The following is a 17647-nucleotide window of genomic DNA, read 5'->3' as shown; positions in this document are numbered from 1 at the left end:
ACTTTTTGTACTATAATCCCGCAAAAACAGATAATAAAGACCTAAAGTATATGGAAAATTATCTTTAAAGGGTTGGTTATATAAAAGTAATCATTAATTTTGCTACTTGAAAAATCATTTGTTTTGGACGTTCTTCATAAGAACGATTTGCTTATTACTGTTGTTTTTTTGAATTTGAATAGTTTATATTTCTATTATTAATATTAATTTATCAATTATGAAGAAAAAGTTTTTTACTTTATTGGCTGCTGCTGCATTCCTTGTAGGTGCTGCTGTGCCTGCTTCTGCTCAGAGTGCTTCAGGTATCTCTGCAGGTGAAAAGCATACAGACGCGTTGCAGCAAGGTAAGTTGTATCACATCGCCAAGGATGCTGCTAACTACATTTATCCGGATGCGGACAATTTACTTAAGCTTGGAACCGCAGAAACTTTAGCTGCCGGTGTATGGTGTGTTAACGCTGCTAAACCAGTAACTTCAACTTATCCTGAGTTCTCATTTGAAAACAAGGCGAAAGGAATCGCTTTAGGTGTTGATTTAGCACCTTATATTGCTACTGGCGATACAGTTTATGAAGCCGAACTTACTTACTCTGATGTGTCTTCTTGGAGATTCTCTTCTACATATCAGGAAGGAATGGATGCTACAGTAAACTATTTGATGTCTTATCTACCTACTACGAAAGACTCTGTGGCAGTGTTGACGTATGACGGTGCCGGTCAGATGTTTGTGGAAATTGTAAAAGCTCCGGCTGTAGGTCAACTTCCAACCCCACTTACAAATACATTGTTTGAAGGTTTCTTGTTTGACGCTGCTCCTCTTGTACTTACTGCGGAAGATTTCAATACTATGTTTGGCTCAACAACTTCAACTGTTGCTAAGGGATTCAATTTTATTGATCCTACAAGCGATCAATTGGAAGCAAGTCAGTTGAAAGATAAATTTGTTGCTGAAGATGTTGATCTGGCAGGTGGCTCAAAATATCTTCGTTTGGCAGACAAAGCTGATCCTACTAAGTATTTACGTGTTGACACTACTGTTTACAACGTTGCAGGTAATCCTTACTTGAAGTTTGCTTATTCTAAAAAAGCTGAATACGAAGCTTTAAAAACAGAAGCTTCTCCTCTTTTAGAATTGGTAGAGCAACACCACTTCCGTTTGGTGTATTTGCCAAGCGCGGACAGCATGATTATTAATGTTGAAAACGTTTATAAACCTATAAAAGGTGATGTTCTTACAGGTAATGGTGCTTGGGAAACTTGGACTTATGAAGGATCTGATGATGTGTTAGCCGATATCGCTGCTGGTCACAATCAGGTGCCTGCTGCAGGAGCTGATGACAAAACTTATGTAGTTGTTCAGAACTTAACGAATACTACTTATTGTTTAACAATTGGTGAAACACCGGTTCAAACACATATTGGTTTTGGATTTACAGGTTGTAATGTATCTGATAACAGAACTTCATTAGAAGGTTTGTTCGTTATTAGAAATACAGAAGGTAAATATCTTCAGGTTCCCATTTATACGGATACTACTACAACTAATGTAGCTAAGTGGGTAACACTTGAAAAGAATGTTGATCCATTCCAGATGCCTTCTTTCCAATGGGCTGTAGAAAAATCTCGTTTGATCGATCCGGAAAATATTTCTATGATTACACTTACTAACCGTGAATATGAAGGAATAAAGTATGGTGGAATTCAATTGTGGTCTGATGACAAGACTAATATTTTAGGTGGTAATGTTACTGCAACTAAGGGTGTTTCTTTGGACGACAAGGCTTCATTTGTTGAAGTTCCTGAAGCACAGAGATTAGATAAATATCTTGGTTACAAATATGTTCCGGCTGATGTTGCTCAGGTAACTACGTATACTTTCAACTATCTGCACGAACTTGACGCGACTAAATATTTGTCGGTTAAGAATGATCAGAATGACTCTTTATTGCATGTAACTGATGCAAAAGACGCGTTTGAATTAGTTCCTTACCACCACAGCTATACTGCTGACAATGGTTGGAGCGTAAAACCAGTTGATTATGGTTATCAACCAACTGCTTGGACAACTAAAAAATATTCAGCACAATTGGTTAGATCTGCTTATGTTCTGAAAATTAAAGAAGGAAACAAGATCTATAATACGAATAAAGTTGTTGTTGTTGATAAAGAAGAACGTTATGCTGTAACTTCTGGTGATCTTGAAGGTAATATCAGTCAGGGTGATAGCGCTGTGTTCTATTTGAAAACAAATAATACAAAAGAAGGTGAAAACTTCTACGCTTTAGTTGATACAGCTTCATTTACTGATTTTGATTTTGTTCAGACAGGTGGTTTAGACAGAATTACTGTTAAGGCTGGTGTTGCTGACCATAACATGTGGGTGAAAGCTCAGAATCATTATGAAATCAGAACTTCTGCATTCTCTGTAATCGAAAGCGAATCTCCTCTTTACAGAAGATTCAACAGAGAAGGTGCGGTTAAGAGCGATAACTTCTATTCTAAAGACAAAGCTGCTGATTTACGTGATACATTGAAGTTCTTCCGTGTAAACGAATCTAACAACTTCTTGTATGAAGATGCTAACAGTAAATATTCAAAAGGACTTGGTATTAATTTCTTAGGCCAGAAACACAAATCTGACTTCGACGCAACACAACGTACGATCCAAATGATCGTTGATACGGCTTACGTTGCAAGACCAGCTATTGCAGGTGCACTGAAAGAAACTCCTAAACCTCAATATTTGTTGTGGTCTACATTGAGATATGTTGATGGAACTGAATCTTGGGATGACGAGGACGAATGTCATTGCGAACCTCCTGTAGTAACTGATCCATATTCAATTGGTCGTTTGTTAATCAATGCTACTGATTCTACGAAATTAGATAAAGTTGGTAAGAACTACATGTGGGACAACCAGTGGGAACGTTTGATCTTTACTTGGGCTGTACGTAACGCTGAAAATCCAGATATCCTTTATATCATCAATCCTACTGAATTTGTAAAAGTATCTCCTTTCAGCTACAAAGCACTTGAAGCTTCTAAAGCAGTTGTTCGCAAGATTGACTTAGGAAATAACTCACACAAAGATGTAGCATTCTCATTCCGTTTGTATGAAAACGAAGATGCTATTGATTATGCAGAACAAATTCAGAACTTCTTTATCGAATCTGAATCAGGCGCACGTGAAAACGGAAAACAAATCAACGACAGAAATAGTAATGGTGTAACTATTGCTCCTATGGTCGGTGGATGGGTGAAAATCCATAATGGTGTTCCTGTAATCAGCCGTGGTGCATTTGACGAAAAGAAAATTTCTGACGCTGAAAGATTTAATGTTGAAGTTGACAACTCTGGTGATACTCCGGTTGCTAACGAAGATGTTAACGCTGCAAACGGTGTTAAGGTAACTGCTGAAGCAGGTGTTGTAAGAATTCAGAATGGTGCAGACAAGTCTGTAACAATCAGCAATATCTTAGGACAAACAATTGCCAGCCAGATCATCACTTCTGATGACGTAACTATCGCTGCTCCTAAGGGAATCGTAGTTGTAGCCGTTCAGGGTGAAGATGCTGTTAAAGCAATCGTGAAATAATAAATAAACTTAGTTTATAATCTATAGCAATGGCTCTCCCGTTTGGGAGGGCCATTGTTCTTTATAAATGTATTATTTTGCTCTTAAATGCTAAATAATCGTTTTTTTATAGGCTAATGTTGTTTTTTTGTTATTAAGATTAGGAAGAATGCATCTCTTTAATTACATTTGTAATTGAATTGCTTAACAGTGTTGTTTTTCGGCAGGTTTTTATGTTATGCCCTACAAGTTTTTGAACGTAAATATTTTTTACATCCAAAGATTCATTGTAATAATAAGCTATTACAATTCCTTCACTGCTCAGCAATCAACTTAAAATAAAACAGAGTTTATAATCAAATAATTCTAAATTGTCATCAATGTTTCTCTTTTAGAGGAGCATTAAGAAGTAACCTGAGAAGGAGAAAGATGATACATTAATATTAAGTGTTAAAATAAAGTTCTAACTGTCGGTAATCTGTGAAGAAGGAAGACAGAAAAAAAGGTAGAGGCTGCTCTTTATAGAGTAGTCTCTATTCTTTTATAATCTTTTTTGCTTATCTTTGTTCTGGAAAATTTAGGTGTATTGATTTCAAATTCTTGAAATCATAGTAAAAGGGAATCCGGTGCAAGTCCGGAGCTGTGCCCGTAGCTGTATGTTCTGAATAAAGGTCAGTAATCTTCAAAGCCACTGTCTTCGGATGGGAAGGCGCTGACTGATAGAACAAGCCAGAAAACCTGCCTGAATTTGTTTTATACGTCACCTCGGGTAAAGGAAGCGGTAAATCAAAGAATATTATGCGTGTTTTTTACGTACAAAGACTACTTTGTTTATTATGTGCATGGACATTTGTTTCTATTGCTTATAGTCAACAAATTGATACAATGAAACTGCATCAGCTTTCTGAAGTTGAAGTGGTTGAGAAAGTGCGACCAGCTGCGAATCGTGCAAGTACACCGGTTCAGTATATGACAACAGAATCAATTAAACGCTTGGGGATACAGGATTTGTCTGAAGCTGTTAAGCGTTTTTCCGGAGTTGCGATAAAGGATTATGGTGGAATAGGAGGGTTGAAAACTGTTTCTATACGAAGTTTCGGTGCACAGCATACGGCAGTTAGTTATGATGGCATCACTATTTCCGATGCACAAAGCGGACAAGTGGATATCAGCCGTTTCTCATTAGATAATGTTGAGCAGGTGTCTTTAACTATTGGGCAAAGCGATGATATTTTTCAGACGGCTCGTATGTATGCTTCCGCCGGAGCTTTATCAATTAAAACTGCCCGACCGGTATTCAACGGTAAAAATTATAACCTCTCTACACGTTTAGGTGCTGGCTCCTTTGGCCTTTTTACGCCGTCTGTTCAATATGAACACCGGTTAACGCACAAATTGTCCATTTCAACCCGTGCAGACTGGGTAAGTGCGAAGGGTGAATACCCTTTTACATTAACAAACGGAAAATTAGTGACCGAAGAAAAGCGAATGAATAGCGATGTGCAATCTTTACGTTTGGAAGGTAACCTTTATGGAGAGGTTGCCGGTGGCGAACTGCTAGGTAAACTTTATTATTACGATTCCGAAAGAGGTTTACCCGGCTCTGTTGTTTTCTATAACGATTACGCAAAAGAACGTTTGTGGGACAATAACTTCTTCGGTCAAGTGCAGTATCGCAAAGAAATGAACGATCGCATGGCGCTTCAATCCTCTGCCCGTTACAGTTATACGTATAGTAAATATAGGGATATTGATAATAAATACCCGAACGGTTTGCAGGTAGATCGGAATACGCAGCAGGAATATTATTTTTCTGCCGGATTTTTGTATCGTCCGTTTACAGTATCCTCATTGTCGCTGACTTCTGATATTGCTCGTAGTTTACTGGATAATAATTTTACAAACATGGCAGAGCCACATCGTATAACATCGTTAACTGCCTTTGCCGCAAAATACCAGAATACACGCTTTACATTTACCGGGAGTTTGCTTGGTACCTATATTGCTGATAAAGTAAAATCCGGTAATAAACCGGCAGACAAGAAACGTTTATCACCTGCAGCAAGTTTGTCGTGGAGACCTTTTGAGGAAAACACGTTTCGTTTACGCGCTTCGTTTAAAGATATTTTCCGAATACCAACGTTTGTTGATTTGTATTACCTCCGCTACGGTAATCGAAATCTCAGACCCGAACGTGCCTTACAGTATAACTTAGGATTGACTTGGAGTGGAGAATTTATTTTCTTTCGGCACCTGACCGCTTCGGCTGATGTATATTATAATAAAGCGGAAGATAAGATTGTAGCTTCACCAAGCACTTATGTATCGAGCATGATCAACCTGGGCGAAGTTGAGAGCAAAGGGCTGGATGTTAATTTGCAGGGAGAAGTACCTCTTACAACTGCTATGCAGCTTGTTTGGACGTCGAGTTACAGTTTTCTACACGCCATTGATATAACTGATCCGCAGGGAAAAAGTTATCGCCATCAGATACAATATACACCAAAACACTCGGGTGTTGCCTCGATAGCTTTTGAAAATCCATTAGTAAACTTCACATATAGCTTAACGGCAGTAGGAGAACGTTATATATTGCCTCAGAATATTGAGGCAAATCGAATTGAAGGCTATGTAGAACAGAGTATCTCCCTGAATAAAGCTTTTAATATTGGAAAAACTAGACTTCGTTTACAAGGTGAAGTGCTTAATATTGGCGACAAAACGTATGATATTATAAAGTTCTATCCTATGCCCGGTCGTTCCTGGCGAATTAATGTAATGTTAAACATTTAATTATATATGAATATGAAAAATAAAAATTACCTGTTATTAGTAGTGACGTACTTGTTCCTTCCGTTTATTATAATTTCATGTAGTGATGACGACGATGATCCGAAACCAACTCCTGAAACCGGTATACATGGTGCGTATATATTGAATAGCGGAACTATGGGTACAAGCTCGGGAACTTTGGATTTTTATGATTTTGAGACGGGAGAGTTAAATCAAAACGTGTTTAAATCCATAAATGGACGTGAATTGGGAGATACCGCAAATGATATGATTATATATGGATCTAAAATGTATATTGCTGTAACAGATGCCTCTACACTTGAAATAGTAGATCTTACCGGAAAATCACTTCAACAGATTAAACTAATTGATGATGCCAAAATACCGCAGAAGCCACGTTATCTAACTGCTGATAGAGGAAAAATCTATGTGTCTACGCAAGATGGTTTTCTTTCCCAAATCGACACAACTGATTATACGGTAGAGAAACGTGTGAAAGTAGGATTAGGGATAGAACAACACTGTATTCTGGGTGACAGTCTATATGCTACGGTTTTTGGTAGTTATCCTGATTATGATAATAAAGTAATAGCGGTAGATATCCTCACGTTTGAGGTGGCTGATACAATCGAAGTAGTTATTAATCCAACGATGATTCTGGCAGGAGAAGATAAAATGCTGTATGTTTTATCCTCCGGTGATTACATTGACATCAAACAATCGATTCAGCGTGTAAATCCAAAAACGAAAGAAAGAAAAGAGCTGATTACAAACAACAGCTTAAGTATGAAAAAGCACGGTGATTACCTTTATATTATTAGTGCTACAACGGATGCTTCTTTTGTGAAATTGAATACGGATTATAAAAAATACAACCTGAAAACAGCTAAATTTGAAGAGAAAGATTTTGTAAACTCAAACGTATCTATTGAGAATGCAACCTATACTTTTGTAAATCCGGAGTCAAATGAATTATATATAACAGCTGGTTTATATAATGTGACAGGCGATTTTTATATTATTTCAACAGATGGTTCTTTGGATAAAAAGGTTAAGCTTTCCGGAAATAATCCCATTTGCGTACGTTTTTTATCCGATAAGCAATGAAATTTCCCTGCTTAAAATTAACAGTATTACTCTCCTTGCTTCTCCTCTCTTGTGGGGGGAAGCAAGAAAGGGTGATAGGGGATGTTGCTTCTTTGGACTCTGTTCGCTATGCTACGGGCTTTACCGTAACCGGGCAGGATGGATATACCATTGCTGAAGTAGTTAATCCTTGGGATAGTTCTAAGATTTTGCAACGTTATATTCTTATAAACCGGGAGCAACCAATGCCGGCTTCTCTTCCGCAAGGAACTGTTATTCGTATTCCGGTGAAAAATATTGCAGTGTATGGTGCTGTTCATATTGCTATGGTTGATCTTCTGGGAGAGTTAGACAAGGTAATTGGGGTATGTGAACCGGAATATATAAACTCACCTGTTATTCGGGAAGGAATTCGAAACGGTTCAATTACAGACCTTGGGCAAGCTGTAAGCCCTAATGTAGAAAAGATCATCGATAGCAATACGGAGATGATTATAGCCTCACCTTTCCAGAACTCCGGCTATGGAGGAGTGGAGAAACTGGGTATCCCGATTGTTGAAGGTGCCGATTACATGGAAAACTCACCTCTTGGACGCGCAGAGTGGATTCGTTTCTATGGTTTGTTGTTTGATCAGGTGGAACTTGCCGATTCATTGTTCAGGGAAACAGAACAACGGTATAACGAACTGAAAGCATTAACAGGTGCTATTGTGAATAAACCGACAGTGCTTTCCGAAAAACGTTACGGTGCAACCTGGTTTGTGCCTGCAGGAGAAAGTTATATGGCTCAACTTTACGCCGATGCGGGTGCTGATTATATCTTTAAAGACACACCCGGAGGAGGAAGTCTGCCTTTATCTTTCGAGTCTGTGCTTGATCAGGCGATACATGTGGACCTTTGGCTTATAAAATACCACAATGCAACAGACCTTACTTATCGTGATTTGCGTCGTGAATATACGCCTTATGAGCATTTTGACGCGTTTAAAAACAGAACTATTTTCGGCTCGAACTCCGCGAAAGTTTCTTATTACGAAGAAACGCCGATCCATCCGGACTATCTGTTGGAAGATCTGGTGAAAATTTTCCATCCCGAATTATTGCCGGATTATGATCTGCGTTACTTTCATCCACTGGGAGAGTAATTAAGCTCTCCCGTTTAACATGCCGTAGAAATAAAGCGGCTTCAGTACATATACCTTCAGCATCCATGCGGCCCATTGTTCTTGCGAAACGTCAAGCATGGAGAAAGGGAAGGACGAATCCTGCTTCTTGTCGTAATCAAACTCACATAATAATACATGGCCGTAGTCAGTCACGATCGGACAGGCGGCATAGCCGTTGTATTTTTCTACCGGTTCTTTACCTTCCATCAATGAAATCAAGTTCTTGGCAGCCAAAGGAACTTGTTTGCGGATCGCAGCTGAAGTTTTGCTTGTAGGCAGATTTGAGCAGTCGCCCAACGATACAATATTCGGATATTTTGTATGCACCATCGTGTATTTATCTACTGTGATCCATGCTTCCGGTGCAGACATATCCTCTGTGTTACATAGTCCTGCTTCGCGGGTAAAGTCCGGCGCGGTCATGGGAGGTGTGAAGTGGAGGAAGTCGTAGCTTTCCGTAAATGGTGTGGAAATTTTCTCCTCGCCTACCGTTTCAATTCGTTCAAAATGCACTGCTTTAGTTTGTGTATCTATTCCTTTTACCCGTGTGAACAGATTGATCGGGATGTTCCGTTCATTATATATTTCCAGTAAACGGGGGGTATATAAAGGTACATCGTACAGTTCTTTAGCCGCCGTATAGTAGTCTATTTGCAGATTATCACGTTTCTTTTCTTTTCGGGCGTGATGTTCAGTTAGTAAACATATTTTCTTAGGAGCACCTCCACATTTATGCTTGGTGTAGGTATCTGTGAAAATCGCGCGTCCCCCTTCTTTTACAACTGCCTGCATTCCTTTCCAGGTTTTTTGCGCACCTTCAAAATCATAAATGGTATGTGCGTTTCCTTCGCCCAGCGTTTCCCGGGTAATACCTTCTACAGGATTGATCTGCAATCCGGGGGTGAGCACTAAAAAATCATACGACAGTGTGCCGTTTTTATTTGTAGAGACCTGGTTCATTACCGGGTCTATTGATTCGACATAATCTTTTATCCAGTTCACCCCTTTGGGCATACAATTTTTCTGCTCTTTCCACACATCCTTCGGAGAATAAACACCGGAAGCGATTAGCGTGAATCCCGGCTGATAAAATTGGCGGTCGCTTGGATCGATCAGCGTAATATCCGGTTCGTCCAGCCAACGTTGCAAACGAGCAGCCATACTTATTCCGGCGGCGCCTCCGCCTACTACTATAATTTTTCCTTTTGCTTTACTCGAAAAGGCCTGGGCATTATTAGAAGGTAGCAATGTTAATACTCCGGCAGCAGCCATTGTTTTAAGAAAATGACGGCGATCAATTCCGTTCTTCTGGTCATCAATTAGGTTTATCATATTTTTCTGAATTCGGTTTGTTTGGATGCAAAGTAAGGTTGAAAATACTGTTTCTCCTAAAAAAATGCTACTACATTACTTGCTCAAAGCAATCGATTAGAGGCTTTAAATGCACTTTTTAGTACATTAATTAAAATTTCATCAAAAAATCCGTCAGATTTATATCTCCTTCAAGACCGAGTCGTTTGCGTAGTCGATAGCGGCGTAGTTCAACCGCGCGTACCGAAATAGTTAACAATAAGGCAATCTCTTTTGTGGATAGGTTCATACGTAGCAGACAACAAACCCGGATGTCACCCGGTGTAATATCCGGAAAGGCTTGCCGCAGGCGATCGGTGAAATCGCGATGGGCACTGTTGAAATAAGTCTCGAAAGCATTCCAATCTTCCTGATCGTCCAGACTCTTTTCTATGGATGCGCGTAGTTTTTTATACAACCTGTCCGGATAGCCCTCTCCCATACTTTTCTTTTGCTGATCCAACTCATCAATCAGGGATTGTAGCAGGTTATTTTTGCGAACGTGTGCAGATGTTTGACGGGTTAATTCATCGTTTTTATTCTGCAATTCCGTCTCCAATAATTCGTTTTTTAGTTTTTGCAAACGTTGTTGTTCTTCCTGGCGTTCTGCTTTCAAGCGATCTAACGTTTTCTTTTTCTGAAATTTTAGGTATCTATATGTGCTTCCCCAACCCAACAAGGCGATTATGGTCAAATATAGTAAAGCCGCCCACCAGGTTTCATACCATGGCGAACGTACAATAAGCTGAATGTCGGTTTCCGGAAACGGGCCCCGAATAGCATAGGAACGTATGCGTATGTTGTATTTTCCCGGAGCTAATTGCAATAAATTCACGTAGCCATCTTTCTGCCAGGGTGACCAATCAGGAGAAACCCCTTCAACCAGATAGCTGATCTGTTGATTAAATGTAAACACAGACGTACCCGCATAAAGTGATAGCTCCATAAAGTCATGAGGCAGTTCAATCGTTTTATTCTCGGGTTGCACAGCATGTTGTTTCCTTTTATTGTCCGTAAATTCGATACGGGTCAGGTGTGGTAAAGTGAATGTATGAAGCCCTTCTTCAAGAATTTGCCGGCTATTCAATATCACAACTCCTTGCATAGTGGACACAAGATGCAAGGTGTCATTCAGCGGAATGAATGATTGTCCACGGTTTACTAAATTCAGATTGAAATTATCAAAGAGAATACGACATTTGAGGTGCGGTTTTCTGTCTTCAATATGAAATAGTCCGGCTTCATTCTTCTGTACAAGCCAACAACTCTGTTCCGAAATAGGATAAATGCGATTCGTTCCACTGAAAGAACCTAAATCTTCCGTATCGTCGAACAAATCGGCAAGTTGTATTTTTTCTTTTTCTTCAGAAGGAGGGAAGAGTTCCCTTGCCTCCTTGTCAGGAATTTGCGAAAATGAGCTGTTAGGCGATAATTCACTTTTAAAATAACCTAAGTTGCTTTTCAAATAGAGGTGGTCGTTTTGCAGAAAGGCACGTTCCGGTTTTCCGGTAAAGCTGCGTTCACCCAGCAACAAGATAGGCGGGCGAAGTGTCAGCAACGCTAACCCATTGTCCATCGCAATCCAGAGACGTTTATCTTGTTGTACCAGCAAATCATGAATTTGATTGTCCTGAAGCAGATTATCCGCAGTAAGGCGAAGCAGCATATTTCCGGTTGAATCCGTTACAAATAAGCCTTTCCTTGCCGTACCAATAAAATAATAGTGGTCAATTTTCGCCGTAGCTGTAATTTGTCCTTCGGTAAAGGCAAAGGGAAGAGGTTGTTCTTGCAGAGCTACGGGAATCTCATTCGTTTGCGTGTATTGGAGTTGTCCGTACTCATTCCGTGTCCATTCGCAATAATTGCCGGATCCGGAAGTAAAAGTCCGGCCATGCTGTGTGAAGATTTTGGAAACAATGGCTTGTTCCGGAAGTTCGTGTATTTTCCACGAATTACCATCGAAGGTAAGCAATCCGGAATTATTGGCAACATAGAGTATGCCATCGTCTGTTACGGAAAGTCCCCAATTCTGACAACTGGCTTTGTAGTCACTAACAGTATAGTTTTTTACAAAAACAGACGGTATTACTTCCGTCGCGGATAGCCGTAAAGCCAAAGCGAAAAGAAGTAATACCGTAATATAGCTGTTCCTGCACATTAGCCGGAATTATTTGTACTCCTGCCAGCTCTTAATCTGGATATGGCTCTTGTCAATACTACAGAAAGCATCAATGAAAGCACTTGCCAGACGGGCGTTAGTGATCAGCGGGATATTGTGGTCAATAGCCGCGCGACGAATGCGGTAACCGTTTGTTAACTCACGTTTTGTGTGATCTTTCGGAATGTTCACAACCAGGTCGAACGCGTGTTTGGAGAACATTTCCATGATGTTCAGATCGCCATCTTCATCCGGCCAGCATACAGCTGTTGCCTTGATGCCGTTGTCGTTCAGGAATTTTGCTGTTCCGTGTGTTCCGAATATTTCAAATCCTTTAGACGCCAGCTGACGACATGGGTCTAACAGTTCCACTTTGCTTTTTGCTTCACCGGATGATACCAGTACGTTCTTTTCAGGAACATGGTTTCCTACGGCTTCCATAGCAGACAATAACGCTTCGTTAAAGTCATCACCTATACAGCCAACTTCTCCGGTAGAACTCATGTCTACACCCAGAATCGGATCCGCCTTGTGCAAGCGGGCGAACGAGAACTGAGAAGCCTTAATGCCGATCCAGTCAATGTCGAACGCACTCTTGTCCGGACGGGAATACGGAGCATCAAGCATGATGCGGGTAGCCGTCTCAATGAAATTGCGTTTCAGTACTTTAGAAACAAATGGGAAACTGCGTGACGCGCGCAAATTACATTCAATTACTTTCACGTCGTTGTTTTTAGCAAGAAATTGAATATTGAAAGGTCCGCTGATGTTTAATTCCTGAGCGATCATTTTGCTCACTTTCTTAACACGGCGAGCCGTTTCAAAGTAGATCTTCTGAGCCGGGAAAACAAGCGTAGCGTCACCGGAGTGAACACCGGCGAATTCGATATGTTCGGAAATCGCATATTCTACAACCTCCCCGTTCATGGCAACAGCGTCAAACTCTATTTCTTTCGCACCTTGAAGGAACTCCGATACCACAACCGGATATTCTTTAGATACACGAGCCGCCAGATCAAGGAATTCAAGCATTTGTTCTTTGGTGTAGCAAACATTCATTGCCGCGCCACTTAACACGTATGATGGGCGAATAAGGATAGGGAAGCCCACCTTTTCGATAAAACTGTCTATTTCTTCCATGCTGGTTAACTCTGCCCATTGTGGCTGATCGATACCCAATGAGTCGAGCATTGCCGAGAATTTATGTCGGTTTTCCGCCCGGTCAATAGAAAGTGGCGAAGTTCCGAGGATAGGCACTTGCTGACGACTCAGCTTCATGGCTAAGTTGTTCGGAATTTGTCCGCCTACCGATACAATAACACCCTTAGGCGTTTCCAGATCGATCACGTCGAGTACACGCTCAAATGACAACTCGTCAAAGTACAGACGGTCGCACATATCATAATCGGTAGAAACAGTTTCCGGGTTATAGTTGATCATGATGGATTTATACCCCAGCTTGCGAGCCGTTTGTGTAGCATTAACCGAACACCAGTCAAACTCAACCGACGAACCGATACGATAAGCACCCGATCCGAGAATAATTACACTCTTTTCGTTTTTGTAGTAAGGTATATCGTGTTCTTTACCATCATAAGTAAGGTAAAGATAATTTGTCAGGTCAGGATGTTCCGAAGCAATGGTGTTGATCCGTTTAACAGTTGGAATAATACCCGCTTTCTTTCGGTGATTACGAACGCGCACACTCTCCTTCTCCATATTACCTTCCGGATTTTCTACAAACCGGGCAATCTGGAAGTCGGAGAACCCGAGTCGTTTCGCTTCTCTCATTACCTCTTCCGGAATATCTTCGATTACCTTGTATTCGCTGATTTTTTTGCTGTAATCAACAATGTTTTTCAAACCTTCCAGAAACCAATGGCTGATTTTGCTTAGCTCATGTATACGTTCAACAGAATAACCTTGCTCCAACGCCTTCGCGACAGCAAAAATACGTAAGTCGGTAGGATTCGCTAATTCTTCATCCAGATCCTCAAACTCAACATCCCTGTTTCCTACGAAACCGTGCATGCCTTGTCCGATCATACGAAGACCTTTCTGCATGATTTCTTCAAAACTCTTACCGATAGACATGATCTCTCCGACAGACTTCATGCTCGAACCGATCAAACGGCTTACACCGGCAAACTTGGTCAAGTCCCAGCGAGGGATCTTAACGATCATATAATCTACCTCCGGCGCTTTATAAGCGGAGTAAGGCGTACCCATTTCACCAATCTGATCCAAGGTATAACCCAAAGCCAGTTTAGCAGCAACAAATGCCAACGGGTAACCGCTCGCCTTCGACGCGAGAGCCGACGAACGACTCAGGCGGGCATTTACCTCAATAACCCGGTAGTCGTCTGTTTCCGAATTGAAGGCGTATTGAATATTACATTCGCCAACAATACCAAGATGGCGTATTGTTTTTACAGAAATTTCTTTTAATAAATCAAGTTCGATGTCATCCAGTGTACAAGTAGGAGCTACAACAATACTTTCTCCCGTGTGCACTCCTAATGGGTCGACATTTTCCATGCTAACCACCGTGAAGCAATGGTCGTTCTTGTCCCGTATCACCTCAAATTCAATTTCTTTCCATCCTTTCAGCGATTCTTCAACAAGAATCTGAGACGAATAAGCAAAAGCACTTTCAGCAAGTGTGCGGAGTTCCGTTTCGTCCTTACAAATACCACTGCCTAATCCTCCCAAAGCGTAAGCCGAACGGATCATCACCGGGAAACCGATTTTGTAGGCGGCTGCTACAGCATCCTCCATACTTCCAACAGCCTGGCTTACCGGAGTTTTTACATCTATTTCATTTAGCTTTTTAACGAACAGATCACGATCTTCAGTATACATGATTGCTTCAACAGAAGTGCCTAACACTTTTACATCGTATTTAGCAAGTGTGCCATTGGTGTAAAGTTCCGTTCCGCAATTTAATGCCGTTTGACCTCCGAAAGCCAGCAAAATACCGTCCGGACGCTCTTTCTTAATGACTTCTTCCACAAAAAAAGGCGTGATCGGCAGGAAATAAACCATGTCCGCTACGCCTTCCGAAGTTTGAATAGTTGCGATATTGGGGTTTATCAACACCGTCTTGATCCCCTCCTCTCGCATGGCCTTCAGTGCCTGCGAACCGGAATAATCAAATTCACCGGCTTGTCCGATTTTTAGTGCCCCTGAACCTAATACAATTACCTTTTTAATTTCACTTTTTGACATCGTAGTCATGTTCTTGATTTTATAGAATGTTATTTATAGTATCCGCATACCAGCTACAAATATACTGCTTTCCCTCGTGCAACTCAGTGATTTATTCTTTAAAAACCGTTAGGAATGACAAAAATGCAGTATAGGTATTGTTTTTTTACTGAAAAATGTATCTTCGCCAATAGAAAAGGGTGTTGATTAGTAATTATTAAAAGAGAGAATTTATGAAAACGAAGATTTTGTCCTTATTTATAGTGTTTTTCTCCATAGGCGTTTTTTCTTCCTGCGAAGGACCGATGGGACCGGCCGGAGTAGGGGAATGGGATATTTTTAATTTGACCGTAAAAGGTGACCATTGGGCGTGGGATGAAGACAGAGAGGTGTTTTATTATTTTTTTGATGAGCCGGCCCTAACAAAGTTTATTGCTGAAGAAGGATCTGTTCAAGTAGCAATCGTTTTTGATAAGTCGTTTCATCCATTGCCTTTCATTCGAAATCTTTATGATTACGATGCCGATAACTATGTGACCGAGACGGTTAGTTTTGAGTATGGTGCGGGGTGGATACGTTTTAATTTCAGTGCAAGTGACCTGTTTGATAATCTTCCAAATAATTATAAACCGGGTACACATGAGTTTAAGATTACTTTGCTTCATTAAAAAAGTATAGTGTCTTTTGTCATTCCAACCTCCCTCCCTGTCATCTCGACCGAAGTGGAGAGATCTCTGCGTATGGCTTCGTTAAAGAATTGTCACTTGGTATTAGATGTTTCGACAGGCTCAACATGACAGTGGATGGGGCAGGGTTTTAAGGGGTTTCACCCCTGCGACCCCACATCATTTTTTGGCTTGATCCAAAAAACGAAGCAAAAAAGATCAAGGCTGCACTTCCTTCGCTAAAAAACACTGCGCTTTCGCTAAACAAATCGAAAACTCGCTTCGCTCAAACAACGATTTGTTTTTAACGCTCTCGCTCCGTGTTTTTCTTAACGCTCATCCAATGAGGCCGGTTTTTTTACGGCTCGCCGCTTATCGCGGCATCGCGCTCTTTTCCGGGTAGGAACTACCCTTTTCTTTGGTTGGTATTGAGTGATAGATTTTTCGCCCCTACGAATACCGGACTATCCTCCCTTGTCATCTCGACCGCCCTCCTTTTTTAACCTAACCTACTTTCCCTGTCATCTCGACCGGAGTGGAGAGATCTCTGCATAGGGCTTCGTTCAATAATAGTCACTTGGTATTAGATGTTTCGACAGGCTCAACATGACAATGGGGTGGTATGAGATGTTTCGGTAGGTTCAGGGTGACAATCGCTAATGACTGACTGTTATTAGTCTTTGCAATACAATTACCTTATTATATTGACTTTATTCTTTCCGTTCCGATCCTTCTTTTTTGTTTGCAATTTCTTGTTGTAGTTCTTCTTCTGTAGCTAACTTGTCAATAATCCTTTCTTTTACAATTCGATATGCTTTCTGCGCATCATAGGTCTCATCCGGTCGTAAAAGGGCTTTCGTATCCCCAAGAAATTCATCTTTTTTCATCTTGTCTTCCAAATTGGAAACATATAATCTATAAGTCGGATTTTTATTTTCCCATTCCATATATTCTTTAAAGCACGAAATGACATTATCCGTGTTAAGTTCCGGGTTTTGCAATGCTTTATATAAGTCGTACAAATCTCTGCCCTTACGTCTTTCATATAGTGCCCTTACTTTTGTTCCGATAAGTTCATCCAGCTTATATGTCTTTATTTTGCAATAGCCTGAAAACCATAGATTATCCATATCAAAATTCACTTCTTCAAAACCTAAGATATTAAAATGTTCACGACAGTTTATTTCAATTTTAAGTTTAATGGGAAGAATTGGTGGAATGGAGGATTCCAGTCGAAAAATTAGTGTGTTATTATTTTTTTTCTGTTTTACTTTTGGTTCTCCTAAAAAGGACAGCACTTCCCGGAGTCTATCTATTGTTGGTTTTATTGGTTCCGAATCAATCTGGACAAGATCAATGTCTTCGCTGTATCTGGGTTGGGGAGAAAGGTATAGCTTATGTAGAGCTGTTCCACCTCGAAAAGCAAGACGTTCAAATAAAAACTCATCACTAAAGATGGCAACCAAAGCTCTGCATATAATCAAATCCTGTTCTACTTGTTCGACATCGCTCCAAGGAACATGTTTATTTCACTCTAAAAGTATACCACTATTTCAATCCAAAAGTATACCATTTTTTATAAATTCAAAAGGTATTGTCGTAGTTGTTTCCGGGGTACCCCGGAAACAACTACGAAGGCCGGTGCCCT

9 protein-coding genes and 1 riboswitch are annotated in these 17647 nt (G+C 40.5%); of the genes, 5 read left to right on the top strand and 4 right to left on the bottom strand.

Annotated features, from left to right (window positions below):
- The first annotated feature begins 217 nt into the window (after positions 1-217).
- The 4 genes from B9Y81_RS00060 (at position 218) to B9Y81_RS00045 (ending at position 8598) form a co-directional block, all read left to right on the top strand.
- A complete protein-coding gene (locus B9Y81_RS00060) occupies positions 218-3595 on the top strand; it encodes a DUF6383 domain-containing protein (protein WP_085534968.1) in 3378 nt (1125 codons plus the stop codon).
- A gap of 541 nt (positions 3596-4136) precedes the next feature.
- A riboswitch (cobalamin riboswitch) is annotated at positions 4137-4334 on the top strand.
- A gap of 38 nt (positions 4335-4372) precedes the next feature.
- A complete protein-coding gene (locus tag B9Y81_RS00055) occupies positions 4373-6367 on the top strand; it encodes a TonB-dependent receptor plug domain-containing protein (protein ID WP_085534967.1) in 1995 nt (664 codons plus the stop codon).
- Between the two features lie 12 nt (positions 6368-6379).
- The gene (locus B9Y81_RS00050) at positions 6380-7474 is read left to right on the top strand and encodes a YncE family protein (RefSeq protein WP_139822865.1); all 1095 of its coding nucleotides are present in this window, start codon (positions 6380-6382) and stop codon (positions 7472-7474) included.
- Complete coding sequence (locus tag B9Y81_RS00045; RefSeq protein ID WP_085534965.1) at positions 7471-8598, top strand: ABC transporter substrate-binding protein; 1128 nt, start codon at positions 7471-7473, stop codon at positions 8596-8598. Before B9Y81_RS00050 ends, B9Y81_RS00045 begins: the two co-directional genes overlap by 4 nt.
- On the opposite strand, the gene B9Y81_RS00040 is transcribed toward B9Y81_RS00045, so the two are convergent.
- The 3 genes from B9Y81_RS00040 to carB all read right to left on the bottom strand — a co-directional run bounded on the left by B9Y81_RS00040 (position 8599) and on the right by carB (position 15355).
- Positions 8599-9951, bottom strand: a complete 1353-nt coding sequence (locus B9Y81_RS00040; RefSeq protein ID WP_085534964.1) for an FAD-dependent oxidoreductase — start codon at positions 9949-9951, stop codon at positions 8599-8601.
- Positions 9952-10081: 130 nt separating this feature from the next.
- On the bottom strand, positions 10082-12127 hold the full coding sequence (locus B9Y81_RS00035) for a helix-turn-helix transcriptional regulator (RefSeq protein WP_085534963.1): 2046 nt from the start codon (positions 12125-12127) through the stop codon (positions 10082-10084).
- Between the two features lie 9 nt (positions 12128-12136).
- Positions 12137-15355, bottom strand: a complete 3219-nt coding sequence (gene carB, locus B9Y81_RS00030) for a carbamoyl-phosphate synthase (glutamine-hydrolyzing) large subunit (protein ID WP_085534962.1) — start codon at positions 15353-15355, stop codon at positions 12137-12139.
- 212 nt (positions 15356-15567) lie between these two features.
- On the opposite strand from carB, the gene B9Y81_RS00025 reads away from it, so the two are divergent.
- Entirely contained in the window at positions 15568-16002 is a 435-nt protein-coding gene (locus B9Y81_RS00025) for a hypothetical protein (protein ID WP_085534961.1), read from the top strand.
- A gap of 707 nt (positions 16003-16709) precedes the next feature.
- On the opposite strand, the gene B9Y81_RS00020 is transcribed toward B9Y81_RS00025, so the two are convergent.
- Positions 16710-17483, bottom strand: coding sequence for a nucleotidyl transferase AbiEii/AbiGii toxin family protein (locus B9Y81_RS00020; RefSeq protein WP_085534960.1), 774 nt, complete (start codon positions 17481-17483; stop codon positions 16710-16712).
- Positions 17484-17647: the final 164 nt, after the last annotated feature.

The organism is Massilibacteroides vaginae (assembly GCF_900178525.1).
GTDB classification, from domain to species: domain Bacteria; phylum Bacteroidota; class Bacteroidia; order Bacteroidales; family Tannerellaceae; genus Massilibacteroides; species Massilibacteroides vaginae.
This window is presented reverse-complemented; position numbering and strand designations above follow the sequence as displayed.